The organism is Pseudomonas sp. MWU12-2029 (assembly GCF_023242425.1).
Classification (GTDB): Bacteria; Pseudomonadota; Gammaproteobacteria; order Pseudomonadales; family Pseudomonadaceae; genus Aquipseudomonas; species Aquipseudomonas kribbensis.
In genome coordinates this window covers 1-23,869 of record NZ_JALJDY010000014.1, presented here as the reverse complement: position 1 = coordinate 23,869, position 23,869 = coordinate 1, and the positions used below count along the sequence as shown (strand labels likewise).

At 61.4% G+C, this 23,869-nt stretch carries 20 protein-coding genes; 11 read left to right on the top strand and 9 right to left on the bottom strand.

The genetic code is table 11. From position 1 onward, the window contains the following. Positions 1-296: 296 nt before the first annotated feature. Both M5B44_RS26515 and M5B44_RS26510 read left to right on the top strand, forming a co-directional pair. Positions 297-2,042: an ABC transporter permease gene (locus tag M5B44_RS26515; RefSeq protein WP_248741043.1), complete on the top strand. Its 1,746-nt coding sequence runs from the start codon at positions 297-299 to the stop codon at positions 2,040-2,042. A gap of 14 nt (positions 2,043-2,056) precedes the next feature. After that, a complete protein-coding gene (locus tag M5B44_RS26510) occupies positions 2,057-3,379 on the top strand; it encodes an AAA-associated domain-containing protein (protein ID WP_248741042.1) in 1,323 nt (440 codons plus the stop codon). A gap of 20 nt (positions 3,380-3,399) precedes the next feature. On the opposite strand, the gene prpD is transcribed toward M5B44_RS26510, so the two are convergent. The 6 genes from prpD to M5B44_RS26480 all read right to left on the bottom strand — a co-directional run bounded on the left by prpD (position 3,400) and on the right by M5B44_RS26480 (position 11,684). Then, positions 3,400-4,884 (bottom strand): 2-methylcitrate dehydratase, encoded by a 1,485-nt coding sequence (prpD, locus tag M5B44_RS26505; protein WP_248741041.1) that lies wholly within the window; start codon positions 4,882-4,884, stop codon positions 3,400-3,402. Positions 4,885-5,002: 118 nt separating this feature from the next. After that, entirely contained in the window at positions 5,003-6,193 is a 1,191-nt protein-coding gene (gene prpF / locus M5B44_RS26500) for a 2-methylaconitate cis-trans isomerase PrpF (RefSeq protein WP_248741040.1), read from the bottom strand. Positions 6,194-6,247: 54 nt separating this feature from the next. Beyond that, positions 6,248-8,842 carry a Fe/S-dependent 2-methylisocitrate dehydratase AcnD gene (gene acnD, locus M5B44_RS26495; RefSeq protein WP_248741039.1) on the bottom strand — a complete coding sequence of 865 codons (2,595 nt, stop codon included), beginning with the start codon at positions 8,840-8,842 and terminating at the stop codon, positions 6,248-6,250. A 61-nt stretch (positions 8,843-8,903) separates the two neighbouring features. Further along, positions 8,904-10,031, bottom strand: a complete 1,128-nt coding sequence (prpC, locus tag M5B44_RS26490) for a 2-methylcitrate synthase (protein ID WP_248741038.1) — start codon at positions 10,029-10,031, stop codon at positions 8,904-8,906. A gap of 43 nt (positions 10,032-10,074) precedes the next feature. Beyond that, positions 10,075-10,965, bottom strand: coding sequence for a methylisocitrate lyase (gene prpB / locus M5B44_RS26485; protein ID WP_085711892.1), 891 nt, complete (start codon positions 10,963-10,965; stop codon positions 10,075-10,077). Beyond that, the gene (locus M5B44_RS26480) at positions 10,962-11,684 is read right to left on the bottom strand and encodes a GntR family transcriptional regulator (protein ID WP_169432611.1); all 723 of its coding nucleotides are present in this window, start codon (positions 11,682-11,684) and stop codon (positions 10,962-10,964) included. Before M5B44_RS26480 ends, prpB begins: the two co-directional genes overlap by 4 nt. A gap of 298 nt (positions 11,685-11,982) precedes the next feature. Here M5B44_RS26480 and M5B44_RS26475 point away from each other — a divergent pair, with 298 nt between their 5' ends. From M5B44_RS26475 to pabB, 4 genes are all read left to right on the top strand, one after another. Continuing rightward, positions 11,983-12,519 carry an ATP-dependent zinc protease gene (locus tag M5B44_RS26475; protein WP_065258027.1) on the top strand — a complete coding sequence of 179 codons (537 nt, stop codon included), beginning with the start codon at positions 11,983-11,985 and terminating at the stop codon, positions 12,517-12,519. Between the two features lie 5 nt (positions 12,520-12,524). After that, a complete protein-coding gene (locus M5B44_RS26470; RefSeq protein ID WP_085711890.1) occupies positions 12,525-14,060 on the top strand; it encodes an inactive transglutaminase family protein in 1,536 nt (511 codons plus the stop codon). Further along, the gene (locus M5B44_RS26465) at positions 14,060-15,046 is read left to right on the top strand and encodes an alpha-L-glutamate ligase-like protein (RefSeq protein ID WP_085711889.1); all 987 of its coding nucleotides are present in this window, start codon (positions 14,060-14,062) and stop codon (positions 15,044-15,046) included. The genes M5B44_RS26470 and M5B44_RS26465 overlap by 1 nt, the downstream gene beginning before the upstream one ends. Before the next feature lie 108 nt (positions 15,047-15,154). Next, positions 15,155-16,498 carry an aminodeoxychorismate synthase component I gene (pabB, locus tag M5B44_RS26460; protein ID WP_248741037.1) on the top strand — a complete coding sequence of 448 codons (1,344 nt, stop codon included), beginning with the start codon at positions 15,155-15,157 and terminating at the stop codon, positions 16,496-16,498. 41 nt (positions 16,499-16,539) lie between these two features. Here the strand turns inward: pabB and thrH are convergent, their stop codons facing one another. Next, positions 16,540-17,157 (bottom strand): bifunctional phosphoserine phosphatase/homoserine phosphotransferase ThrH, encoded by a 618-nt coding sequence (gene thrH / locus M5B44_RS26455; RefSeq protein ID WP_011333236.1) that lies wholly within the window; start codon positions 17,155-17,157, stop codon positions 16,540-16,542. A gap of 162 nt (positions 17,158-17,319) precedes the next feature. Here thrH and M5B44_RS26450 point away from each other — a divergent pair, with 162 nt between their 5' ends. From M5B44_RS26450 to M5B44_RS26440, 3 genes are all read left to right on the top strand, one after another. Next, positions 17,320-18,054, top strand: coding sequence for a phosphoadenylyl-sulfate reductase (locus tag M5B44_RS26450; protein WP_085711886.1), 735 nt, complete (start codon positions 17,320-17,322; stop codon positions 18,052-18,054). 479 nt (positions 18,055-18,533) lie between these two features. After that, on the top strand, positions 18,534-20,078 hold the full coding sequence (locus tag M5B44_RS26445; RefSeq protein WP_248741036.1) for an NCS1 family nucleobase:cation symporter-1: 1,545 nt from the start codon (positions 18,534-18,536) through the stop codon (positions 20,076-20,078). Between the two features lie 54 nt (positions 20,079-20,132). Then, positions 20,133-20,861 carry an aspartate/glutamate racemase family protein gene (locus M5B44_RS26440; RefSeq protein ID WP_248741035.1) on the top strand — a complete coding sequence of 243 codons (729 nt, stop codon included), beginning with the start codon at positions 20,133-20,135 and terminating at the stop codon, positions 20,859-20,861. On the opposite strand, the gene M5B44_RS26435 is transcribed toward M5B44_RS26440, so the two are convergent. Next, positions 20,830-21,771, bottom strand: a complete 942-nt coding sequence (locus M5B44_RS26435; protein WP_248741034.1) for a LysR family transcriptional regulator — start codon at positions 21,769-21,771, stop codon at positions 20,830-20,832. The genes M5B44_RS26440 and M5B44_RS26435 overlap by 32 nt on opposite strands. Positions 21,772-21,896: 125 nt before the next feature. On the opposite strand from M5B44_RS26435, the gene M5B44_RS26430 reads away from it, so the two are divergent. After that, complete coding sequence (locus tag M5B44_RS26430; RefSeq protein WP_248741033.1) at positions 21,897-22,643, top strand: 3-oxoacyl-ACP reductase family protein; 747 nt, start codon at positions 21,897-21,899, stop codon at positions 22,641-22,643. Positions 22,644-22,719: 76 nt separating this feature from the next. Here the strand turns inward: M5B44_RS26430 and M5B44_RS26425 are convergent, their stop codons facing one another. Further along, a complete protein-coding gene (locus M5B44_RS26425) occupies positions 22,720-23,415 on the bottom strand; it encodes an HAD-IA family hydrolase (protein ID WP_007960113.1) in 696 nt (231 codons plus the stop codon). 238 nt (positions 23,416-23,653) lie between these two features. Here M5B44_RS26425 and M5B44_RS26420 point away from each other — a divergent pair. After that, positions 23,654-23,869: hypothetical protein (locus M5B44_RS26420; RefSeq protein WP_248741032.1), on the top strand; the 216-nt coding region annotated here is incomplete at its 3' end.

Genomic DNA, 23,869 nt, shown 5'->3' with positions numbered 1-23,869 from the left:
CCCCGACGCGGCCAACCTGTCCGCAGGCTGAATGAAGTCTCACAAGCCCGGTCCCGGGCCGTGTTTTTTACGACTCTGTAACATTCCGAAATATACAATCCGCGCAAGTTGCGTATCCGGCCGCAAACCGGATGCGCCAACCCTCTCGGCCCGTTGAATTCACCGGGCCCGCAGCATCCAGCCTCCCCATTGAAGTCAAGGAATGAGCGTCCGTTCATTCCCGGGTGCGTCGTGCAGACTGAAGCTACGCTCAGACTGCCGCGCCTCCATTCAGAGCACTGCAGGAATCACTGCTTATGAATAAAGTGTTCCGTCACTACATACCGGCCTCGACCCGACGCCTGCTGCCCAATCGCTGGGACTTGATCGCCATGCCGCTGGTGATCGGCTTCCTGCTGTTTTTCTCGATCGGTGCCCGGGAAACCTGGGCCCCGATCGGCACGCTGCAAAGTGAAGTGGTCTCGCTCGACCCCGCCAACCTGCCGGAATACGCCATGCGCACCACTTTGCGCATGCTCGCGGCGATGGTCGCGGCCCTGGTGTTCACACTGCTCTACGGCACGCTGGCCGCGAAAAGCCGCCGGGCCGAAAAACTGCTGGTGCCGGTGCTGGACATCCTGCAATCGGTGCCGGTGCTGGGTTACATCTCCTTCACCGTGACCTTCTTTCTGTTGCTGTTTCCCGGTCGGGTTCTGGGCGCGGAATTCGCTGCGATTTTTGCCATTTTCACCAGTCAGGCGTGGAACATGACGTTCAGCTTCTATCAGTCGCTGCGCATGCTGCCGGGGGATCTGGTGGAGGTCTCGACCAACCTGCAACTGTCCGGCTGGCAGAAATTCTGGAAGCTCGACGTGCCCTTCGCGATGCCCGGGCTGGTCTGGAACATGATGATGAGCATGTCCGGCGGCTGGTTTTTCGTGGTGGCCTCGGAAGCGATCACCGTGGGTGACCAGACCATCACCCTGCCCGGGATCGGCTCGTTCCTGGCCCTGGCCATCGCGCAAAAAGACATGCACGCGGTGGGCTACGTCATCCTGACGATGATCCTGGTCATCCTGATCTATGACCAGTTCCTGTTCCGCCCGCTGGTGGCCTGGGCCGACAAATTCCGCATGGAAAACACCGCCTCGCAAACCGCAGCACCGGAGTCCTGGGTACTGAATCTGATCCAGCGCACCCGGATGATCCAGCGCATTCTGCGTCCGATCAGCCGCGCCATCAGCCGCCTCGGCAACATGCGCCTGAACCTGCCGCGTTCGGCGCGCAAAGTCATGACCTCGGAAAGCCCCGCCACCACCAAGGCCATCGACTGGATCTGGGGCTCGTTTATCGCACTGCTGACCGCGTATGCGCTGTACCACATCGTGCTGTATGTCGGCACGGAAGTGACGTTCGCCGAAGTCGGGCATGTGTTGCTGCTGGGGCTGTACACCCTGTTGCGGGTGGCCGGGTTGATCTTTATCGCCTCGCTGATCTGGGTGCCGCTGGGCGTGATGATTGGCCTGCGTCCGGCCCTGGCAGAAAAGATCCAGCCGCTGGCGCAGTTTCTCGCGGCGTTCCCGGCGAACCTGCTGTTCCCGGTGTTCGTCATCGTGATCCTGCGTTATCAGTTGAACCCGGACATCTGGCTAAGCCCGCTGATCGTGCTCGGGACGCAGTGGTACATCCTGTTCAACGTGATCGCCGGGGCCAGCGCCTTCCCCAATGACTTCAAGGAAGCCGCCGCCAACTTCCGCATTCGCGGCTGGCTGTGGTGGCGCAAGGTGATGCTGCCGGGGATCTTCCCGTATTACGTGACCGGCGCCATCACCGCTTCGGGCGGCGCGTGGAACGCCAGCATCGTTTCCGAATTCGTTTCCTGGGGACAGGACAAGGTCGTCGCCCATGGCCTCGGCGCCTATATCGCGCAAACCACGGCCGCCGGCGACTTCCCGAAAATCACCCTCGGCGTGGTGGTCATGGCGTTCTTCGTCGTGGCCTTCAATCGCCTGGTCTGGCGGCCGATGTACGCCATGGCCGAAAACAAACTTCGCCTGAACTGACGGGATTCGATGTGATGAATACCTATACCGAACACACTGGCGCCACACCCGAAATCTACTCGCTTACTGACGTGAACCGAGTGTTCGGCAAGGGCAAGGACGAGTTGCAAGTGCTCAGCGGGGTCAATCTGGCCCTGCACGAAGGCGAAATCGTCGGCATGCTTGGCCGCTCCGGCTCGGGCAAATCCACCCTGCTGCGGATCATCGCGGGGCTGATCGAGCCCTCATCCGGAGAAGTCCTGTACAACGGCAAACCGCTGGACGGCCCGGCCGAAGGCGTGGCCATGGTGTTCCAGACCTTTGCCCTGTTCCCGTGGCTGACGGTGCTGGAAAACGTCGAGGCCGGCCTGCAGGCCTTGCAGGTCGAACGTAAAGAGGCACGCAAGCGTGCGCTGGCCGCCATCGACCTGATCGGCCTGGACGGTTTCGAAAACGCCTACCCTCGCGAACTGTCCGGCGGCATGCGCCAGCGCGTGGGATTCGCTCGCGGGCTGGTGGTCAACCCGACGCTGCTGTTGATGGACGAACCTTTCTCGGCGCTGGACGTGCTGACCGCCGAAACCCTGAGAAACGATCTGCTGGACCTGTGGAGCGGCAAGCAACTGCCGATCAAATCGATCCTGATCGTGACCCACAACATCGAAGAAGCGGTGCTGATGTGCGACCGCATTATGGTGCTGTCGTCCAACCCTGGGCGGCTGGTGGCGGAAATCAAGGTGCCCTTCGCCCATCCGCGCAATCGCCTCGACCCGGCCTTCCGGCAAATGGTCGATGACATCTACGCGCAGATGACCGACCGCCGCAGTGCCGACGCCAGCACCGGCAAACCCGAGTTGAAGATCAGCAGTCCGCTGCAGGAAGTGTCCACCAACCTGATGGCAGGCCTGATCGAAACCCTGGCGGCCGAGCCCTACAACGGCCACGCCGGCCTGCCCAACGTGGCCGAGCGGCGTTTGCTGGAAGTGGACGACCTGTTTCCGGTGGCCGAGATGCTCGAATACCTGGGCTTCGCCGAACTCAAGGGCGCGGACATCACGCTGACCGACGCCGGCAAACTGTTCGCCGACTATGGCACGCAAGAGCGCAAGACTCTGTTTGCCGAACATCTGATCCGCTACATACCGCTGGCCGCGCGAATCCGCCAGGTATTGCTGGAACGCAACGGCCACCGGGCGCCACGGGTGCGTTTCGAGCAGGAACTGGAAGACTCGCTGACCGAAGCCTTCGTCGAGAAAAACCTGGAAATCGTGATTGCCTGGGGCCGTTACGCCGAGATTTTCTCCTACGACGACCACACCGAAACGTTCAGCCTGGAGGATGTCGAGGGCAGCCTGTAGCCCTCGACAATCCCGGCGGTTCAGATCACGAACAAGTCGACAAAACGGTTCACCGGCGTCGCCGCAAGTCGCGCCTGATCCTTGCACAGCGCAAGGATCTCGGCGCTGCGCTGGCCGGTGAAACGCGTGGCCAGGTTCGCCCTGAACTTGTCCTCCAGCAACGGAATGCCCTCGGCCCGGCGCCGACGGTGACCGATCGGGTATTCCACCACCACGTTTTCGGTGCTGGAACCGTCCTTGAAAAACACCTGCACCGCATTGGCAATCGAGCGCTTGTCGGCTTCGAGGTATTCGCGGGTAAAGCGCGAATCCTCGACGATGACCATTTTTTCGCGCAGCACATCGATGATCGGATGGGCCGCGTGGAAATCGTCTTCGTACTGCTCGGCCACCAGATTGCCGAACGCCAGCGGCACAGCGGTCATGTACTGGATGCAGTGATCGCGGTCGGCGGCATTGGCCAACGGGCCGACCTTGGAAATGATGCGGATCGCCGATTCGTGGGTGGTGATGACGATCCGGTCGATCTCATGCAGACGATTGCGCACCTGCGGGTGCAGGGTTACCGCGGCTTCGCAGGCGGTTTGCGCGTGGAACTCGGCGGGGAAGCTGATCTTGAACAGCACGTTTTCCATCACGTAACTGCCGAAAGGACGCGAGAAGCTGAAGGCGCGTTTGCCTTCAGGCTTGAGCGCCAGATCGTTGTTGGTGTGGCTGAACAGCACGTCGTAGAAGCCCCACTGCTTGGCCGTCAACACGCCGGGAATGCCCATCTCGCCGCGCATCGCGATATCCGCCAGACGCACCCCGCGACTCGAAGCATCCCCCGCTGCCCAGGATTTGCGCGAACCGGCATTCGGCGCATGGCGGTAAGTGCGCAACGCCTGACCATCGGCAAATGCGTGGGACAACGCCGAGAGCAATTGCTCGCGATTGGCACCCATCAGCCTGGCGACAACGGCGGTCGAGGCGACTTTCACCAGAATCACGTGGTCGAGACCTACGCGATTGAAGGAGTTTTCCAGTGCAATCACGCCCTGAATCTCGTGGGCCATGATCATCGCTTCGAGCACATCGCGCACCGTCAGCGGCGCTTCGCCATTGGCCAGACGCTTTTGCGACAAATGATCGGCCACCGCGAGAATCCCGCCGAGGTTGTCCGACGGATGCCCCCATTCGGCGGCGAGCCAGGTGTCGTTGTAATCCAGCCAGCGCACGATGCAGCCGATGTCCCACGCGGCTTTTACCGGGTCGAGGCGATAGGACGTGCCGGGGACTCGCGCGCCGAATGGCACGACGGTGCCTTCGACGATGGGCCCGAGGTGTTTGGTGCATTCGGGGAAACGCAGGGCCAGCAGGCCGCAGCCCAGGGTGTCCATCAGGCAGTTGCGGGCGGTGTCGAGGGCTTCGGCGGATTCGATTTTGTAGGTGAGGACGTAATCGGCGATGTCCTGCAGGACATGGTCGTAGTCGGGGCGGTTGTTCAGGTCGACGTTGGCGCTCATGTTCGATTCACTCTTCAAAGTGGTTCGTTGATGGGACCTCGGTTCAGGGCTAATTTTTCTTGTTATTGAAATACGCAAAGCGCCGAGAGCGATCAGGCTCGCTCTCGGCGACTGTCCGTCAGAACGAATCTCCAGGCACGCGGACGTAACCTTCCATCAACACCCGCGCACTTCGGCTCATGATCGCTTTCTTCACGACCCACTCACCGTTTTCCAGGCTGGCCTCGGCCCCGACGCGCAACGTCCCGGACGGATGCCCGAAGCGCACGGCATTGCGTTCAACGCCACCGGCCGCGAGGTTCACCAAGGTCCCGGAAATCGCCGCCGCAGTACCAATCGCCACCGCCGCCGTGCCCATCATCGCGTGGTGCAACTTGCCCATCGACAACGCCCGCACCAGCAGATCCACATCCCCGGCGCCAATCGCCTTGCCACTGGACGCCACGTAATCCGCAGGCCGAGCCACGAAAGCCACCTTCGGCGTGTGCTGACGCTTGGCCGCTTCGTCAATGTTGGAAATCAGGCCCATGCGCAGCGCACCGTAAGCACGGATGGTCTCGAACATCTGCAAAGCCTTCGGATCGCTGTTGATCGCGCTCTGCAATTCGGTGCCGGTGTAACCGATGTCTTCGGCGTTGACGAAGATCGTCGGGATACCCGCGTTGATCATGGTCGCCTTGAAGGTGCCGACGCCCGGCACTTCCAGTTCGTCGATCAGGTTGCCGGTGGGGAACATCGAGCCACCGCCGCCCTCTTCTTCCGCCGCCGGGTCCATGAATTCGACCTGCACTTCGGCAGCAGGGAAGGTCACGCCGTCGAGTTCGAAATCTCCGGTTTCCTGGACTTCGCCGTTGGTGATCGGCACGTGGGCAATGATCGTTTTGCCGATGTTGGCCTGCCACACGCGAACCACCGCCACACCGTTGTGCGGAATGCGGCTGGCGTCCACCAGGCCGTTGCTGATGGCGAACGAGCCGACCGCCGCCGACAGGTTGCCGCAGTTGCCGCTCCAGTCCACGAACGGTTTGTCGATGGACACCTGACCGAACAGGTAATCGACGTCGTGATCGGCCTTGATGCTTTTCGACAGGATCACGGTTTTGCTGGTGCTCGACGTGGCACCGCCCATGCCGTCGATCTGTTTGTCGTACGGGTCGGGGCTGCCGATTACCCGGAGCAATAAAGCATCGCGGGTCGGGCCGGGAATTTGCGCCGTTTCAGGCAAGTCGGTGAGGCTGAAAAACACGCCTTTGCTGGTGCCGCCGCGCATGTAGGTGGCGGGGATTTTTATTTGCGGTGCGTGAGCCATGGTGCTCCTTAACGAAAGCATGGGACTTGAAGTCCCATGCCCACATCGATTGATTTAAACGGCAACCGCCGATTCTTCGAGGAAGTCCTGGGCGAAGCGCTGCAGCACGCCGCCGGCCTCGTAGATCGACACTTCTTCGGCGGTATCGAGGCGGCAGGTCACCGGCACTTCGACGCGCTCGCCGTTCTTGCGATGGATCACCAGCGTCAGTTCGGCGCGTGGCGTGCGGGCGCCGATCACGTCGTAGGTTTCGCTGCCGTCGATGCCCAGGGTCTTGCGGTCGGTGCCCGGTTTGAACTCCAGCGGCAACACACCCATGCCCACCAGGTTGGTGCGGTGAATGCGCTCGAAACCTTCGGCGGCAATCGCTTCCACACCCGCCAGACGCACGCCTTTGGCCGCCCAGTCCCGGGACGAGCCCTGACCGTAGTCGGCGCCGGCGATGATGATCAGCGGCTGCTTGCGTTCCATGTAGGTTTCGATGGCTTCCCACATGCGCATTACTTTGCCTTCCGGCTCCACGCGAGCCAGCGAGCCCTGCTTGACCTTGCCGTTTTCCACGACCATTTCGTTGAACAGTTTCGGGTTGGCAAACGTTGCGCGCTGTGCGGTCAGGTGGTCGCCACGGTGGGTCGCGTAAGAGTTGAAGTCCTCTTCCGGCAGCCCCATTTTCGCCAGGTATTCGCCGGCGGCGCTGTCGAGCATGATCGCGTTCGACGGCGACAGGTGATCGGTGGTGATGTTGTCCGGCAGCACCGCCAGCGGGCGCATGCCCTTGAGCGGACGCGCTCCGGCCAGTGCGCCTTCCCAGTACGGCGGACGGCGGATGTAGGTGCTCATCTCGCGCCAGTCGTACAGCGGCGTAACTTTCGGGCCGGTGTCTTCGTGGATAGCGAACATCGGGATGTAGACCTGACGGAACTGCTCCGGCTTCACCGACGACTTCACCACCGCGTCGATTTCCTCGTCGCTCGGCCAGATGTCCTTCAGGCGGATTTCCTTGCCGTCGACCACGCCCAGTACATCTTTCTCGATGTCGAAACGGATGGTGCCGGCAATCGCGTAGGCCACCACCAGCGGCGGCGAAGCGAGGAATGCCTGCTTGGCGTACGGATGAATCCGGCCGTCGAAGTTGCGGTTGCCGGACAGCACGGCGGTGGCGTACAGATCGCGGTCGATGATTTCCTGCTGGATCACCGGATCCAGCGCACCGGACATGCCGTTGCAAGTGGTGCAGGCAAACGCGACGACGCCGAAACCGAGTTGCTCCAGCTCCGTGGTCAGCCCCGCCTCATCGAGGTACAGCGCCACGGTTTTCGAGCCCGGCGCCAGCGACGACTTGACCCACGGTTTGCGAGTCAGGCCGAGCTTGTTGGCGTTGCGCGCCAGCAGGCCGGCGGCGATCACGTTGCGCGGGTTGCTGGTGTTGGTGCAACTGGTGATGGCAGCGATGATCACCGCGCCGTCAGGCATTTGCCCCGGCACGTCTTCCCACTGACCGGCGATCCCTTTGGCCGCCAGATCCGACACCGCCACCCGGGCATGCGGGTTGCTCGGGCCGGCCATGTTGCGCACCACCGAAGACAGATCGAAGGTCAGGCCGCGCTCGTACTGCGCGCCTTTCAGGCTGTCAGCCCACAGGCCGATCTGCTTGGCGTATTGCTCGACCAGTTGCACTTGCTGGTCTTCGCGACCGGTGAGTTTCAGGTAATCGATGGTCTGCTGGTCGATGTAGAACATCGCCGCGGTAGCGCCGTATTCCGGGGCCATGTTGGAGATAGTCGCGCGGTCACCGAGGGTCAATGCCGAAGCACCTTCGCCGAAGAACTCCAGCCATGCACCGACCACTTTCTGTTTGCGCAGGTACTCGGTCAGCGCCAGCACCATGTCGGTGGCGGTGATGCCCGGTTGCAGCTTGCCGGTCAGTTCGACGCCGACGCTTTCCGGCAGGCGCATCCACGACGCGCGGCCGAGCATCACGCTCTCGGCTTCAAGCCCACCGACACCGATGGCGATCACGCCCAGCGCATCGACGTGCGGGGTGTGGCTGTCGGTGCCGACGCAGGTGTCCGGGAATGCCACGCCGTCGCGCACCTGGATCACCGGGGACATTTTCTCCAGGTTGATCTGGTGCATGATGCCGTTGCCCGGCGGGATCACGTCGACGTTCTTGAACGCCTTCTTGGTCCAGTTGATGAAGTGGAAACGGTCTTCGTTGCGACGGTCTTCGATGGCGCGGTTCTTCTCGAACGCCTGCTTGTCAAAACCGCCTGCCTCCACCGCCAGCGAGTGGTCGACGATCAGTTGCGTCGGCACCACCGGGTTGACTTGCGCCGGGTCGCCGCCCTGCTGGGCAATGGCGTCACGCAGGCCGGCCAGATCCACCAGCGCGGTCTGGCCGAGAATGTCGTGGCACACCACACGGGCCGGGAACCACGGGAAGTCGAGATCGCGTTTGCGCTCGATCAGTTGCTTCAGGGAATCGGTGAGCGTGGCCGGGTCGCAGCGACGCACGAGGTTTTCCGCCAGCACGCGAGAGGTGTACGGCAGGGTGTCGTAGCTGCCGGGCTGGATCGCATCGACAGCCGCACGGACGTCGAAAAAGTCCAGCGGCGTGCCGGGCAGGTTCTTGCGAAATTCTGTGTTCATCGGTCAGGACTCGGTCACGGTAGTTTCAAAGAGGGGGCGCCTGTACCGGCGCCCTCCCCGGTCAGCGCTGTTCGATCGGCACGAACGTGCGCTGTTCGACGCCGGTGTACTCGGCGCTTGGACGGATGATGCGGTTGTTGGCGCGCTGTTCGAACACGTGCGCTGCCCAGCCGGTCAGGCGCGAGCAGACGAAGATCGGGGTGAACAGCTTGGTCGGGATGCCCATGAAGTGGTACGCCGAGGCATGGTAGAAGTCGGCGTTGGGGAACAGTTTCTTCTGCTCCCACATGGTCTTGTCGATGGCTTCCGATACCGCGAACAACACCTTGTCGCCCACTTCGTCGGCGAGCTTTTTCGACCAGCCCTTGATCACCTCGTTGCGCGGATCGCTGTCCTTATAGATCGCGTGGCCGAAGCCCATGATCTTGTCCTTGCGCTCGAGCATGCCGAGGGTGCCCTTGATCGCCTCTTCCGGCGACGAGAAGCGCTCGATCATTTCCATCGCCGCTTCGTTGGCGCCGCCGTGCAGCGGGCCGCGCAGCGAGCCGATGGCTGCAGTGACGCAGGAATACAGGTCGGACAAGGTCGAAGCGCACACCCGGGCGGTGAAAGTCGAGGCGTTGAACTCGTGCTCGGCGTAGAGGATCAGCGAGACGTTCATCACTTTGACGTGCAGCTCGCTCGGTTTCTTGTCGTGCAACAGGTGCAGGAAATGACCACCGATGGACGGCTCGTCGCTCACGCAGTTGATGCGTTTGCCGTCGTGGCTGAAGCGATACCAGTAGCACATGATCGCCGGGAACGCGGCCAGCAGGCGGTCGGTCTTGTCGCGTTGCTCGGAGAAGTCCTTCTCCGGCTCAATGTTGCCCAGGAACGAGCAGCCGGTGCGCATCACGTCCATAGGGTGGGCGTCGGCGGGGATGCGCTCCAGCACTTCTTTCAGCGCTTGCGGCAAATCGCGCAGCTTGCTCAGCTTGCCTTGATACTCGGCGAGCTGGGCCTTGGTCGGCAGCTCCCCGTAGAGCAGCAGGTACGCCACTTCTTCAAATTGTGCGTCTGCTGCCAGTTCGCGCACGTCGTAGCCGCGATAGGTCAGCCCGGCTCCGGCCTGGCCCACGGTGGACAGTGCGGTTTGCCCGGCAACCTGGCCCCGGAGCCCGGCGCCACTGAGTACTTTTGCTTCGGCCATTGTTGTCTCCAATCTTGAATTTGTTAGGGAGTACGGTTGCGGCTTACTTCTTCGCCGCAAACAACGCGTCGAGCTTCTGCTCGAAGGTGTGGTAATCGATGCGATCGTAGAGCTCCATGCGAGTCTGCATGGTGTCGATGACATTCTGCTGGGTGCCGTCGCGGCGGATCGCGGTGTAGACGTTTTCCGCCGCCTTGTTCATCGCACGGAACGCCGACAGCGGGTACAGCACCAGCGACACATCCGCTCCGGCCAACTGCTCGGTGGTGTACAGCGGCGTCGAGCCGAATTCGGTGATGTTGGCCAGGATCGGCGCTTTCACACGGTTGGCGAACAGTTTGTACATCTCCAGTTCAGTGATGGCTTCCGGGAAGATCATGTCGGCGCCGGCCTCGATGCACGCGGCGGCGCGATCCAGTGCCGACTCCAGGCCTTCAACGGCCAGCGCGTCGGTGCGGGCCATGATCACGAAGCTGTCGTCGGTACGGGCATCGACGGCGGCCTTGATGCGGTCGACCATTTCCTGCTGGGTGACGATCTCTTTGTTCGGACGGTGGCCACAGCGCTTGGCGCCGACCTGGTCTTCGATGTGGATCGCCGCGGCGCCGAACTTGATCATCGACTTCACGGTACGCGCCACGTTGAACGCCGAGGCGCCGAAACCGGTGTCCACGTCCACCAGCAGCGGCAGGTCGCAGACGTCGGTAATGCGACGCACGTCGGTCAGCACGTCATCCAGGCCGGTGATGCCCAGGTCCGGCACGCCGAGGGAGCCGGCAGCCACCCCGCCACCGGACAGGTAAATCGCCTTGAAACCGGCGCGCTTGGCCAGCAGCGCGTGGTTGGCGTTGATCGCGCCGACCACTTGCAACGGATGTTCGCTGGCGACCGCATCGCGGAAACGCTGGCCTGGAGTGCTCTTGTTGGAACTCATGACTCACCTCGTTCAGTGGCTGTCTTATTGTCGGCGCCGTCCTGGTAATGACGGGCGATGTTGCGTTTCGAGGCGCCGATGTGGCGGCGCATCAACAATTCCGCGAGCTCGCCGTCACGGTCGGCGATGGCATCGAGAATCCGGTGGTGTTCGGCAAAGGCCTGGCGCGGGCGGTTGGGCGTGGTGGAAAACTGGATGCGGTACATGCGCACCAGTTGATAGAGCTCGCCGCAGAGCATTTGCGTGAGGGTGCGGTTGCCGCTGCCCTGGATGATCCGGTAGTGAAAGTCGAAATCGCCTTCCTGCTGGTAGTAGCCGACGCCGGCCTGAAACGCCGCATCGCGCTCGTGGGTTTCCAGCACCCTGCGCAGTTCGTCGATTTCTTCGACGCTCATGCGTTCGGCCGCCAGACGGCAGGCCATGCCTTCGAGGGATTCGCGGATTTCGTAGAGTTCGAGCAGTTCGGCATGGCTCAACGAGACCACTCGCGCACCGACGTGCGGCACGCGCACTAGCAGGCGCTGGCCTTCCAGACGATGAATCGCCTCGCGCAGCGGCCCGCGACTGATGCCGTAGGTGCGTGCCAGTTCCGGCTCGGAGATCTTGCTGCCCGGGGCGATTTCGCCTTTGACGATGGCGGCCTGGATACGCCGGAAGACGTTTTCGGACAGGGTTTCCGAATCGTCACCGCTGATGACCGGGGGATCGAGTTGATCCAGCATATTGTCGACACCTTCAAATCCAATGCGGCAAAAACTAGCGAATCAGCCTGCGTCAGTCAAAGGATAAATGGATATTGTCGACAATCGTCTAATAACGCCGGATATCAGCCCCAAGGGTTATAGACCCGCTCGGGCGCTGGCGCCATAAAACCACCGTGCTAGAATGCCGCCCGCATTTGCCAGTCACTTGCACGGCTTGTCATAAAAAGCTGATAGGCACACGAAGGCGCGCGCAGACAGGATCTCCTGATGCCGTGGCCCTGAACCGAGAACGGAACGCTGCTCGCCAGGATTTATGAGACTCAAGCCCTTCCCCACCTTTTTCTATCTGTTTTGCCTGCCCGGCCTGGCTGTGGCGGGGGAAAAGACTGTGTACGGCCTCAACGAGTACGCCGCCCTCGACGGGATCAACCTGGAAGTGGCAGCGAAACTCGATACCGGGGCGAAAACCGCCTCCCTGAGCGCCCGCGACATCAAACGCTTCAAGCGCAACGGTGAATCCTGGGTGCGTTTCTACCTGGCCATCGACGCCGCGCATTCACACCCGATCGAACGGCCGCTGGCCCGGGTCAGCAAGATCAAGCGCCGCGCCGGCGACTACGACCCGGAAGAAGGCAAGAAGTACACCGCACGCCCGGTGATCGAGCTGGATATCTGCATGGGTTCGGCGATGCGCAGCATCGAAGTGAACCTGACCGACCGCAGTGCGTTCCAATACCCGCTTTTGATCGGCTCCGAGGCGCTGAAACGCTTCGATGCGCTGGTCGATCCCAGTCTTAAATACGCTGCCGGCAAACCCGCCTGCGCCATCGCCGCTCATACCGCCGAGTAATTTCCATGCGTTCTCTAACCTTCCACCTGAAAATCCTGATCACCATCCTGGTGCTCCTGGGCGTTTCGGTTACGGCCTATCAGATTTTCGTGCTCGGCATTCCGGTGACCGAAGACGCCACCGACGACTTGTGGAACATCGACGCCAAGGTCGAGTTCGTCGCCAGCACCAAGGATCCGGTGAAGATCCAGATGTTCGTGCCGCCCCTGAGCCGCGATTACGTCAGTCTCAATGAGAGCTTTATCTCCAACAACTATGGCGTGGCGGTCAACCGTGTCGACGGCAACCGCAAGGTCACCTGGTCGGCGCGCCGGGCCAAGGGCAACCAGACCCTTTATTACCGTCTGGTGCTGACCAAGCGTTACACCGCCGAGAAAACCAAGGTCAAAGGCCCGACTTTCCGCGACAGCATGGCCATCGAAGGCCCGGAAAAAATCGCCGCCGAAGCCCTGCTCGCCCCGATCCGCCAGCATTCTGCCGACGTCGAAACTTTCATCGGCGAAGCCATCAAACGTGTCAACAACACCAACGACGACAACGTGAAACTGCTGCTGGCGGGCGATCCGTCGACGGCCCACAAGGCAAAAATCGTTGAACTGCTGCTGTCCATCGCCCACGTTCCTGTCGAGAAAGTCCACACCATCCGCCTCGTCGCCGATCAGCCGCAAACCCCTGAACTGTGGCTGCGCAGTTTCAACGGCAACGACTGGCTGTACTTCAACCCGGAAACCGGCGAACAAGGCCTGCCGACCGACCGCCTGCTGTGGTGGACCGGCGATGAAAACCTGATCACCGTCGACGGCGCGAAGAAAGCCAACGTGACCTTCAGCCTGAACAACAGCGAGATGAACGCGATTCGTCTGGCCAAGCTGACCGACGAAAACACCGACGCCAACTTCCTCGAATACTCGCTGTACGGCCTGCCGCTGCAGACCCAGCAGACGTTCATGATCATGGTGATGATCCCGATCGGCGTGCTGGTGATCCTGATCCTGCGCAACCTGGTCGGCCTGCAGACCCTCGGCACATTCACCCCGGTGCTGATCGCCCTGGCCTTCCGCGAGACGCAGCTGGGCTTCGGCATCCTGCTGTTTACCGTGATCACGGCGCTGGGACTGTCACTGCGCTCGTATCTGGAACACCTGAAGCTGCAAATGCTGCCGCGACTCTCGGTGGTGCTGACGTTCGTGGTGGTGCTGATCGCGGCGATCAGTCTGTTCAGCCACAAGCTCGGTCTGGAACGCGGCCTGTCGGTGGCGCTGTTCCCGATGGTGATTCTGACCATGACCATCGAACGCCTGTCGATCACCTGGGAAGAACGCGGCGCCAGCCATGCGCTGAAAGTGGCGATCGGCACGCTGTTCGCGGCGTCCCTAGCGCACCTGATCATGACCGTTCCGGAGCTGGTGTACTTCGTGTTCACCTTCCCGGCGATCCTGCTGATTCTGGTGGGCTTCATGCTGGCCATGGGTCGCTATCGCGGTTATCGCCTGACCGAACTGGTGCGCTTCAAGGCTTTCCTGAAGAAGGCTGACGCCTGATGTTCGGTTTCTGGAAGACCTGGAAGGCCCTGGAAGCCCGGGGCATCATGGGCATCAATCGGCGTAACGCGGACTACGTGCTCAAGTACAACAAGCGCAGTCTGTACCCGATTGTCGACGACAAGATCATCACCAAGGAGCGCGCGATCAAGGCCGGCATCCATGTGCCGGAACTGTATGGCGTGATTTCCACGGAGAAGGAAATCGACAAGCTCGACGAGATCATCGGCGGGCGCAACGACTTCGTGATCAAGCCGGCCCAGGGCGCCGGCGGTGACGGCATCATCGTCATCGCCGACCGTTTCGAAGGTCGCTATCGCACGGTGTCGGGCAAGATCCTCACCCACGAGGAGCTGGAGCACCATATCTCCAGCATCCTCACCGGCCTGTATTCGCTCGGCGGCCACCGTGACCGGGCACTGATCGAATATCGGGTGACTCCGGACCAGATCTTCAAGAGCATCAGCTACGAAGGTGTGCCGGACATCCGCATCATCGTGCTGATGGGCTACCCGGTGATGGCCATGTTGCGCCTGCCGACCCGGCAGTCCGGCGGCAAGGCCAACCTGCACCAGGGCGCCATCGGCGTCGGTGTCGACCTGGCGACCGGCCTGACCCTGCGCGGCACCTGGCTGAACAACATCATCGCCAAACACCCGGACACCACCAACGCGGTGGACGGCGTGCAACTGCCCTACTGGGACGGTTTCATGAGGCTCGCCGCCGGTTGCTATGAGCTGTGTGGCCTGGGTTACATCGGCGTGGACATGGTGCTGGACCAGGAGAAAGGCCCGCTGATTCTGGAGCTGAACGCGCGGCCGGGGCTGAATATCCAGATTGCCAATGACTGCGGGCTGACTGCGCGCACCCATGCGGTGGAAGCGCATCTGGAGGATCTCAAGACCCGCGGCGTGACTGAAACGGTTGAAGAGCGGGTAGCGTTTGCTCAGGAACTGTTCGGGCATATTCCGGTGGTCGAAGGCTGAGTCGCGTTACCTGCTCCCGATCTGCCAATCCCCGACATCCCCTCTAGGAGCAATTCCCTGAGGGGACTACAATCCCCACCCCGCCTCGATGGCCGATCTGCCCCGCCCATGTTGACCTGTTCCGTACACCCGCTGCCCTACCGCGCCAACCCCGCCGACTATTTCGCGGCAATCCGCCATGCGCCCGGCGCCGTGCTGCTCGACAGCGGCCGACCGAGTGCCGACCGTGGCCGTTATGACCTTCTCAGTGCGTGGCCGCTGGAACAACTGGCGGTGTTGCCCGACGAGCGTGGCGACGATTTCCTGCAACGCCTGCGAGACAATCTGGCGCGCCTCGGCGAGGCACAGCTGCCTTCGGAATACGAGCTGCCATTCGCCGGCGGCCTGATCGGTTACCTGAGTTACGACTTCGGTCGGCATCTGGAAAATCTGCCAAGTCAGGCGCTGGATGATCTGCAACTGCCGGATGCGCGTTTTGGCCTGTATGACTGGGCGTTGATCAGCGATCACCAGAAAGCCACCAGCCAGTTGGTGTTTCATCCGTCGGTAAGCGACAGCGAGAAACAACGGTTGGTCGATCTGTTCATCCAACCGGCGGCCGCCAAGCTGACGCCGTTCAAGCTGAACACGCCGATGACCGCCGACCTTTCGGCCGACGACTATCGCCAGGCGCTCGAACGCATTCATCAATACATCCAGGCCGGCGACTGCTATCAGGTCAACTTCGCCCAGCGTTTCCGCGCGCCGTGCCAGGGCGATCCATGGCTGGCCTACTGCAAATTGCGCGAGGCCTGCCCGACGCCGTTTTCCGGGTTCCAGAGCCTGCCCGACGGCAACGCGGTGCTGAGTCTATCGCCCGAGCGCTTTGTCAAAGTCAGCCAGCGTCAGGTGGAAACCCGCCCGATCAAAGGCACCCGCCCCCGTGGCGCGACCCCGGCCGAAGACGCGGCCAACGCCGCCGAACTGCTGGCCAGCCCCAAGGATCGCGCCGAGAACCTTATGATCGTCGACCTGCTGCGCAACGATCTGGGCCGCACTTGCCGCATCGGCTCCGTGCGGGTGCCGGAGCTGTTCAGCCTGGAAAGCTATCCGAACGTGCATCACCTGGTCAGCAGCGTGACCGGTGAGCTGGCGGTGGATCGCGATGCCCTGGATCTGATTGCCGGCAGCTTCCCCGGTGGCTCGATCACCGGCGCGCCGAAGATTCGTGCGATGCAGATCATTGATGAACTGGAGCCGACTCGACGCGGCTTGTATTGCGGCTCGTTGCTGTACCTGGACGTGCGCGGCGAGATGGACAGCTCCATCGCCATTCGCAGTCTGCTGGTGAAGGATGGGCAGGTGTGCTGCTGGGGCGGTGGCGGGATCGTGGCCGATTCGGATTGGGAGGCGGAGTATCAGGAGTCGATTACCAAGGTCAGAGTCCTGCTTGAAACCCTGCAGAACCTCTGACGCTTGCGGCGAGGGCGGTTGCGCCCTCGCCACAGCATGACTTACAGGCTCAGATCGCGGTTCGAAGCCTTGAGAAACTCCTGCTTCAACTCGGCAAACGTATGCACCGCCGGAAACTGCGGGAACTCGCGGATCACGTTATCCGGCGCATGGAACAGAATCCCCGCATCCGCTTCACCCAGCATGCTGGTGTCGTTGTAGGAATCCCCTGCCGCAATCACCCGGTAATACAGGCTCTTGAAGGCCAGAACCGACTGACGTTTCGGATCTTTCTGACGCAACTGATAGCTCGTCACCCGCCCGCTGTCGTCGGTAATCAGTCGATGGCAAAGCAAGGTCGGAAAGCCCAGCTGACGCATCAGCGGCTGGGAAAATTCGTAGAAGGTGTCCGAAAGAATCACCACCTGAAAGCGCTCGCGCAGCCAGTTGACGAACTCCACCGCGCCGTCCAGCGGCTTGAGGGTGGCGATCACTTCCTGAATGTCTGAAAGCTTGAGGCCATGTTCGTCAAGGATACGCAGGCGTTGTTTCATCAGCACGTCATAGTCGGGAATGTCCCGGGTGGTGGCCTTGAGCGATTCGATTCCGGTTTTTTCGGCGAAGGCGATCCAGATTTCCGGTACCAGCACTCCTTCAAGATCAAGACAGGCAATTTCCACAGGACACTCCGTTTGTAATGTTTATTGAGTCGAGCGAGCCCGAACTCTAGCGGCTCGACCCGGACCGTGCAACGCAGAGGCCGCCCCGACAGGCGTTGCTTTTTGTTAACATCGCCGCCATATAGAGCGCCCAGCGCCACCGACCTGTAGGAAGCCGCCCTGATGAGCCCAACGTTCGACGTCGTGGAACTCGCCACGACCTATGCCAACAAATCCGCCCAGGACATCCTCAAGCTCGCGTTCGCCGAGTTCGGCGATGACCTGTGGATATCTTTCAGCGGCGCCGAGGATGTGGTGCTGGTGGACATGGCCTGGAAGCTGAACAAGAACGTCAAGGTGTTCAGTCTCGACACCGGTCGTCTGCACCCGGAAACCTACCGCTTCATCGATCAGGTGCGCGAGCACTACAAGATCGACATCGAACTGGTCTCGCCGGACTACACGAAACTTGAACCGTTCGTGAAGGAAAAAGGCCTGTTCAGTTTCTACAAGGACGGCCATGGCGAGTGCTGCGGTATCCGCAAGATCGAACCGCTGCGCCGCAAACTGTCCGGCGTCAAAGCCTGGGCCACCGGCCAGCGCCGCGACCAGAGCCCGGGCACCCGCAGCGCGGTCGCGGTGATGGAAATCGACAGCGCGTTCTCCACCCCGGAGCGCACCCTGTACAAATTCAACCCGCTGGCGCAGATGACCAGCGAGGAAATCTGGGGCTACATCCGCATGCTGGAGCTGCCGTACAACAGCCTGCATGAACGCGGTTTCATCAGCATCGGCTGTGAACCCTGCACCCGCCCTGTCCTGCCGAACCAGCACGAGCGCGAAGGCCGCTGGTGGTGGGAAGAAGCGACCCAGAAAGAATGCGGGTTGCACGCCGGGAATATCATCAGCAAGGCGTAAACCGCTCGCCCCACAGTTGTCTCTGCCAGACATGAAAAATGTGTACACACGAATGTCACCATCGGTGCCATTTATGTGTGCACTTTTCATTTCCGCGCCCTGAAAAGTTACATCCCGCTGCCAAAGCGATCCCTTCCGGCGTCCGCCAAAATCCCTTCCGAAAAATAAATACCTGTTCAAACGGTCAATTTATATCGTCCTTATTTCAAAGACTTGGCGCCATTCAATAACTTTTCGAAATCAGTGGTGGTTTTCATAGATCGCTGGCTGGCACAGATCTGGCTTAAGTGCATACATGTTTTGTATACAAAACTGCAAAACATGAACCCACACTTTCGATCCGCAAGCCTGAAGCGCCCTATCCCGTACAGGCTGCAGATGCCCCGTAACCAGTGATGTTTCAGCGTCGCGACGAAGATCTGCCGAGCCCGAGCGCTCATGCACAGTCATCGCGGCCCGAACATCAGGAGCCTGCCGGAATGCGTACGAGTCTTTCGAACAACAACATCGCGCTGAATCTGCCCTCCTCCTCAACCCTCGATCACACCGTGCCCGGTGACGGCATCGCCGCACCGCTGCAATTGAGCCCGCGTCTGCACAACAGCGACCTCGCACCGACCAAGGTCGAAGGACGGCGCTGGGGCAAATACAGCATCTTTGCTCTGTGGACCAACGATGTGCACAACATCGCCAACTATTCGTTTGCCATCGGTCTGTACGCCTTGGGCCTGGGTGGCTGGCAGATTCTGCTGTCGCTGGGGATCGGCGCGGCGCTGGTGTATTTCTTCATGAATCTGTCCGGCTACATGGGGCAGAAAACCGGCGTGCCGTTTCCGGTTATCAGCCGCATCAGTTTCGGCATCCACGGGGCGCAGATTCCTGCATTGATCCGGGCGGTGATCGCCATCGCCTGGTTCGGGATTCAGACGTACCTGGCGTCGGTGGTATTTCGCGTGCTGCTCACGGCGATTCATCCCGGTTTCGCCGACTACGACCACAACTCGATCCTCGGCCTGTCGAGCCTGGGCTGGGTGTGTTTCGTGGCGATCTGGTTCGTGCAACTGGGGATTCTGGCCTACGGCATGGAAATGGTCCGCCGCTACGAAGCCTTCGCCGGGCCGGTGATTCTGCTGACCGTCGCCTGCCTCGCCGGGTGGATGTACACCCAGGCCAACGCGACCATTGCCTGGTCGATCCGCGAACCGCTGACCGGCGGCGAGATGTGGCGCAACATCTTTGCCGGCGGCGCCTTGTGGCTGGCGATCTACGGCACGCTGATCCTCAACTTCTGCGACTTCGCCCGTTCTTCGCCGTGCCGCAAAACCATCAAGATCGGAAATTTCTGGGGCCTGCCGGTGAATATTCTGGTGTTCGCCGGGATCACCGTCCTGCTGTGCGGTGCGCAATTTCAGATCAACGGCCGGATCATCGAGAGCCCGACCGAAATCATCGCCTCGATCCCCAACACCTTCTTTCTGGTACTCGGCTGCCTGGCGTTCCTGATCGTCACCGTAGCGGTGAACATCATGGCCAACTTCGTCGCCCCGGCCTTCGTGCTCAGCAACCTGGCGCCGAAGTACCTGACGTTCCGCCGCGCCGGGCTGATCAGCGCCACCATCGCCGTGCTGATCCTGCCGTGGAATCTCTACAACAGCCCGCTGGTGATCGTGTATTTCCTGTCCGGCCTCGGCGCCCTGCTCGGCCCGCTCTACGGCGTGATCATGGTGGACTACTGGCTGATCCGCAAAGGCCGGATCCACGTGCCGCAGCTATATAGCGAAGACCCGAACGGCGCGTATTTCTATAGCCGCGGGGTCAATCTGCGGGCCGTGGCGGCGTTCATTCCGGCCGCGCTGATCGCCATCGTCCTGGCGCTGGTGCCGGGGTTCCACAGCGTTTCGCCCTTCTCCTGGCTGATCGGTGCCGGCATTGCCGGGATGCTTTATCTGATCGTCGCCAAACGCCAGCCGCACTACGCCGACGTGGACGGCGAAGCCATCGCCGTCGACAACGTCAGCCATTGAATCTTTTGGCGGCCCTTCGCGGGGCCGCAGAACCAACCGTAATAAGGACTTCCCATGCGAATTCTCGTGGTCAACGTCAACACCACTGAATCCATCACCCAGGCCATCGCCCGTTCGGCGCAGGCTGTGGCTTCCCCCGGCACCCAGATCGTCGGTCTGACGCCGTACTTCGGGGCTAATTCAGTCGAAGGCAATTTCGAAAGTTATCTGGCCGCCATCGCCGTGATGGACCGGGTGATGTCCTACGACCAGCCGTTCGACGCAGTAATCCAGGCCGGCTACGGCGAACATGGCCGTGAAGGCTTGCAGGAATTGCTCAACGTTCCGGTGGTGGACATCACCGATGCGGCGGCCAGCACCGCGATGTTCCTCGGCCATGCCTATTCGGTGGTCACCACCCTCGATCGCACCGTGCCGTTGATCGAGGATCGGCTGAAACTGTCCGGCCTGTGGGATCGCTGCGCCTCGGTGCGGGCCAGCGGCCTGGCGGTTCTGGAGCTGGAACACGAACCTCAGCGAGCGCTGGAAGCAATCGTGCATCAGGCCGAACTGGCGGTGACTCAGGATAAAGCCGAGGTGATCTGCCTCGGTTGCGGCGGCATGGCCGGGCTCGATGAAAAGATCCGTCAGCGTACCGGCGTACCGGTGATCGATGGCGTCACCGCTGCCGTGACCATCGCCGAATCGCTGGTTCGACTGGGGCTATCAACGTCCAAGGTGCGGACGTATGCGACCCCACGGCCGAAAACCATCATCGGCTGGCCAGCACGTTTTGCGCGTTGAACCGCTCGGCGAGCCCCTGGGTTGCAAATTGTTCGATGATGAAATCGACGAACGCCCGGGTCTTGCCCGGCAGCAGTTTGTGTTCGGCGTAATAGATGGAGATGTTGCCGTCGTCGACGTACCAGTCGGGCAAGACCCGCTGTAACGTTCCCGCCTCCAGATAGCCGACGGCGAACGGCATGCTCACCAACGCAATCCCCAATCCCTGCGCCGCCGTGGCGCAGGCGGCTTCGGAATCGCTCATGGTCATTCGCGCCGTGAGGGTCAACGGGCTGTGTTGCCGGGTGCGATGGGTCAACTGCCAGGAACGCACACGACCGGTCTGCGGAGAGCGGATCAGGATGCCCTCGTGCAGCTTGAGGTCGTCCGGTTCGCTGATCGGCGCGTGCCGATCCAGATAATCCGCCGAAGCCACCAACACCCGATGCGCCGGCGTCAGCCTGCGCGCAACCACCCCTTGGGGCAGCTCGAAGCCCCCGCCAATCGCCGCATCGAAACCCTGGCCGATCAGATCGACCTGTCGGTTATCGAAGTGCCAGTCCGGGTTGATCGCCGGGAACCTTGTCAGGAATCCCCCCAGCAACGGCACGATGTACAAGCGGCCGAACACCGTGCCCATGCTGACTTTCAGCGTGCCGGCCGGTTGACCGCCGGCGCTGGCCAGATTGCTCACGGCATTCTGGATGGTGGTCAGGCTGCCGCTGACCTCACTCAGAAACAATTGCCCCGCTTCCGTCAGGGTCAATCTTCGGGTGCTACGCTGGAACAGCCTCACGCCAAGGCGCGCTTCCAGTTTCGCCACGCTTTTGCCCACGGCGGCCGGTGTCAGGCTCAGGCGACGCGCGGCTTCGGCAAAGCTGCCGACTTCGGCGCTACGCACGAAGCATTCGATACTGCTGAAGGTTTCCATGGCCGCCATTCCATACTTTTGGTTTACACAGACTATAGCAACCACGGTCTACTCGCCCGGTGGCGAGGGGCAGATACTCGACACCACACCAAGGCAGCCTGCCTTGAAATTTCTGGAGATCGAACATGACCACTCAACACCTCAGCGGTAAAGTCGCTCTGATTCAAGGCGGCTCTCGCGGCATCGGTGCCGCCATCGTCAAGCGCCTGGCCGCCGAAGGCGCCGCGGTTGCCTTCACCTACGTCAGCTCCGCCGCCAAGGCTGAAGAACTGCAAAACAGCATCACCGCGAGCGGCGGCAAAGCCCTGGCGATCAAGGCCGACAGCGCCGACGCCAGCGCCATCCGCAACGCCGTGAACGCCACCGTCGAAACCTTTGGCCGCCTCGACATTCTGGTCAACAACGCCGGCGTATTGGCCGTCGCCCCGCTGGAAGACTTCAAACTGGAAGACTTCGACCAGACCCTGGCAATTAACGTGCGCAGCGTGTTCATCGCCAGTCAGGAAGCCGCCAGACACATGGGCGAAGGCTCGCGCATCATCAACATCGGCAGCACCAACGCCGACCGCATGCCCTTCGCCGGTGGCGGCGTGTATGCGATGAGCAAATCCGCCCTGGTGGGCCTGACCAAAGGCCTGGCCCGCGACCTCGGCCCACGGGGCATCACCATCAACAACGTGCAGCCCGGCCCGGTGGACACTGATATGAACCCGGCCCACGGCGACTTTGCCGAAAGCCTGATTCCGCTCATGGCGGTCGGTCGTTACGGCAAAGCCGAGGAAATCGCCAGCTTCGTCGCCTACCTCGCAGGCCCGGAGGCCGGTTACATCACCGGTGCGAGCCTGAGTATCGACGGTGGTTTCGGCGCCTGATTGATCAGATTATCGATAACGAAAAACGCCGCCCCTCCTTTAACAGAGGGGCGGCGTTTTTATGTTTGCGGTTTGATCAGGCCCAGTCCAGCGCCGGCAAACCACAGGCACTCGGCGTGAACGCTTTCAACGTACGAAGAATCCCGTCGGCGTGTGCGTATTTTTCATCGGCCATGGCGGCATCGGGAATCGCGATGGCGGTCATGCCGGCTGCTTTCGCGGCTGTCACGCCAAACGGCGAATCCTCGAACACCAGACAATCTTCCGGCGCCACACCGAGACGGCGAGCGGCGGTGAGGAAAATGTCCGGCGCCGGTTTGGCGGCACCGACTTCCGGGTCGTCGGCGGTAACGATGAAGTCGAACAACGCAAACCAGTCGCGGTGCAACGTGGTTTTCTGACCGAACGACTGACGCGACGAACTGGTACCGACGGCAATCGGAATGTTGTGCGCCTTGAGGTGACGGATCAGTTCCTCGGCACCCGGCATCGCTTGCGCGGTGGGAAAACGCTCGCGCATCAGCGGCTCGCGAATCACCAGAAACTCTTCGGCGGTGATCGGCAGATCCAGCGCTTCGACCACATAGCGCGCCAGATCTCCGGCACCGCGACCGATGATGTTCTGCTTGATGCTCCAGTCGAAGGTGCGTCCGTAACGCTCGGCAATCAGCGAGGTGACCTCGGTGTAGATGCCCTCGGTGTCCAGCAGCAAACCGTCCATATCGAAAATCACGGCCTTGATCGGGCCGAACGCCTTTAGCGGTGCATTCATCATCGGATCCGTTATCAAAAACATCCCAGGCGGTATCGGGTACCGCTGCTCGGATCTGATTAAAGGGTTCAGCAGCATAACGATCGCGGCCAAGGTTGAGCAACGGGCAATGTCGGTTGTCCGCCGAATCGCATTTAGAGAATTGCCCTACAGACATCGCTTACTTGCCTGACTTCTTTCCTGTTTGATCCCCCGCAAAGTTTCGCGCCATCCCCTTGATGCGCGCGAGTGACTGCGAATGCTTCCATCTGATCGGCTCCTGAAACTGAACAACAGCATCGGTTTGCTGGTGGTCGCTGCGCTGAACCCTGACCAGCCCGACGCCGAGAAACTGTTTCAGGAGTTCCGTCTCTGCCTCAACAACTATGAACGCTGGGCCGAGCAGTTCTGGACGGGAACCGCGCTGGATGTCGATCAGATGTTCAAGGTCGGCAACGATGTCCAGCTCAGTGCT

What these genes read in the sequence shown, in the direction of transcription:
- M5B44_RS26515 (WP_248741043.1), top strand. Translation starts at nt 297, where the DNA reads ATGAATAAAGTGTTCCGTCACTACATACCGGCCTCGACCCGACGCCTG.
- M5B44_RS26510 (WP_248741042.1), top strand. Translation starts at nt 2,057, where the DNA reads ATGAATACCTATACCGAACACACTGGCGCCACACCCGAAATCTACTCG.
- prpD (WP_248741041.1), bottom strand. Translation starts at nt 4,884, where the DNA reads ATGAGCGCCAACGTCGACCTGAACAACCGCCCCGACTACGACCATGTC.
- prpF (WP_248741040.1), bottom strand. Translation starts at nt 6,193, where the DNA reads ATGGCTCACGCACCGCAAATAAAAATCCCCGCCACCTACATGCGCGGC.
- acnD (WP_248741039.1), bottom strand. Translation starts at nt 8,842, where the DNA reads ATGAACACAGAATTTCGCAAGAACCTGCCCGGCACGCCGCTGGACTTT.
- prpC (WP_248741038.1), bottom strand. Translation starts at nt 10,031, where the DNA reads ATGGCCGAAGCAAAAGTACTCAGTGGCGCCGGGCTCCGGGGCCAGGTT.
- prpB (WP_085711892.1), bottom strand. Translation starts at nt 10,965, where the DNA reads ATGAGTTCCAACAAGAGCACTCCAGGCCAGCGTTTCCGCGATGCGGTC.
- M5B44_RS26475 (WP_065258027.1), top strand. Translation starts at nt 11,983, where the DNA reads ATGAGACTCAAGCCCTTCCCCACCTTTTTCTATCTGTTTTGCCTGCCC.
- M5B44_RS26470 (WP_085711890.1), top strand. Translation starts at nt 12,525, where the DNA reads ATGCGTTCTCTAACCTTCCACCTGAAAATCCTGATCACCATCCTGGTG.
- M5B44_RS26465 (WP_085711889.1), top strand. Translation starts at nt 14,060, where the DNA reads ATGTTCGGTTTCTGGAAGACCTGGAAGGCCCTGGAAGCCCGGGGCATC.
- pabB (WP_248741037.1), top strand. Translation starts at nt 15,155, where the DNA reads ATGTTGACCTGTTCCGTACACCCGCTGCCCTACCGCGCCAACCCCGCC.
- M5B44_RS26450 (WP_085711886.1), top strand. Translation starts at nt 17,320, where the DNA reads ATGAGCCCAACGTTCGACGTCGTGGAACTCGCCACGACCTATGCCAAC.
- M5B44_RS26445 (WP_248741036.1), top strand. Translation starts at nt 18,534, where the DNA reads ATGCGTACGAGTCTTTCGAACAACAACATCGCGCTGAATCTGCCCTCC.
- M5B44_RS26440 (WP_248741035.1), top strand. Translation starts at nt 20,133, where the DNA reads ATGCGAATTCTCGTGGTCAACGTCAACACCACTGAATCCATCACCCAG.
- M5B44_RS26435 (WP_248741034.1), bottom strand. Translation starts at nt 21,771, where the DNA reads ATGGAAACCTTCAGCAGTATCGAATGCTTCGTGCGTAGCGCCGAAGTC.
- M5B44_RS26430 (WP_248741033.1), top strand. Translation starts at nt 21,897, where the DNA reads ATGACCACTCAACACCTCAGCGGTAAAGTCGCTCTGATTCAAGGCGGC.
- M5B44_RS26425 (WP_007960113.1), bottom strand. Translation starts at nt 23,415, where the DNA reads ATGAATGCACCGCTAAAGGCGTTCGGCCCGATCAAGGCCGTGATTTTC.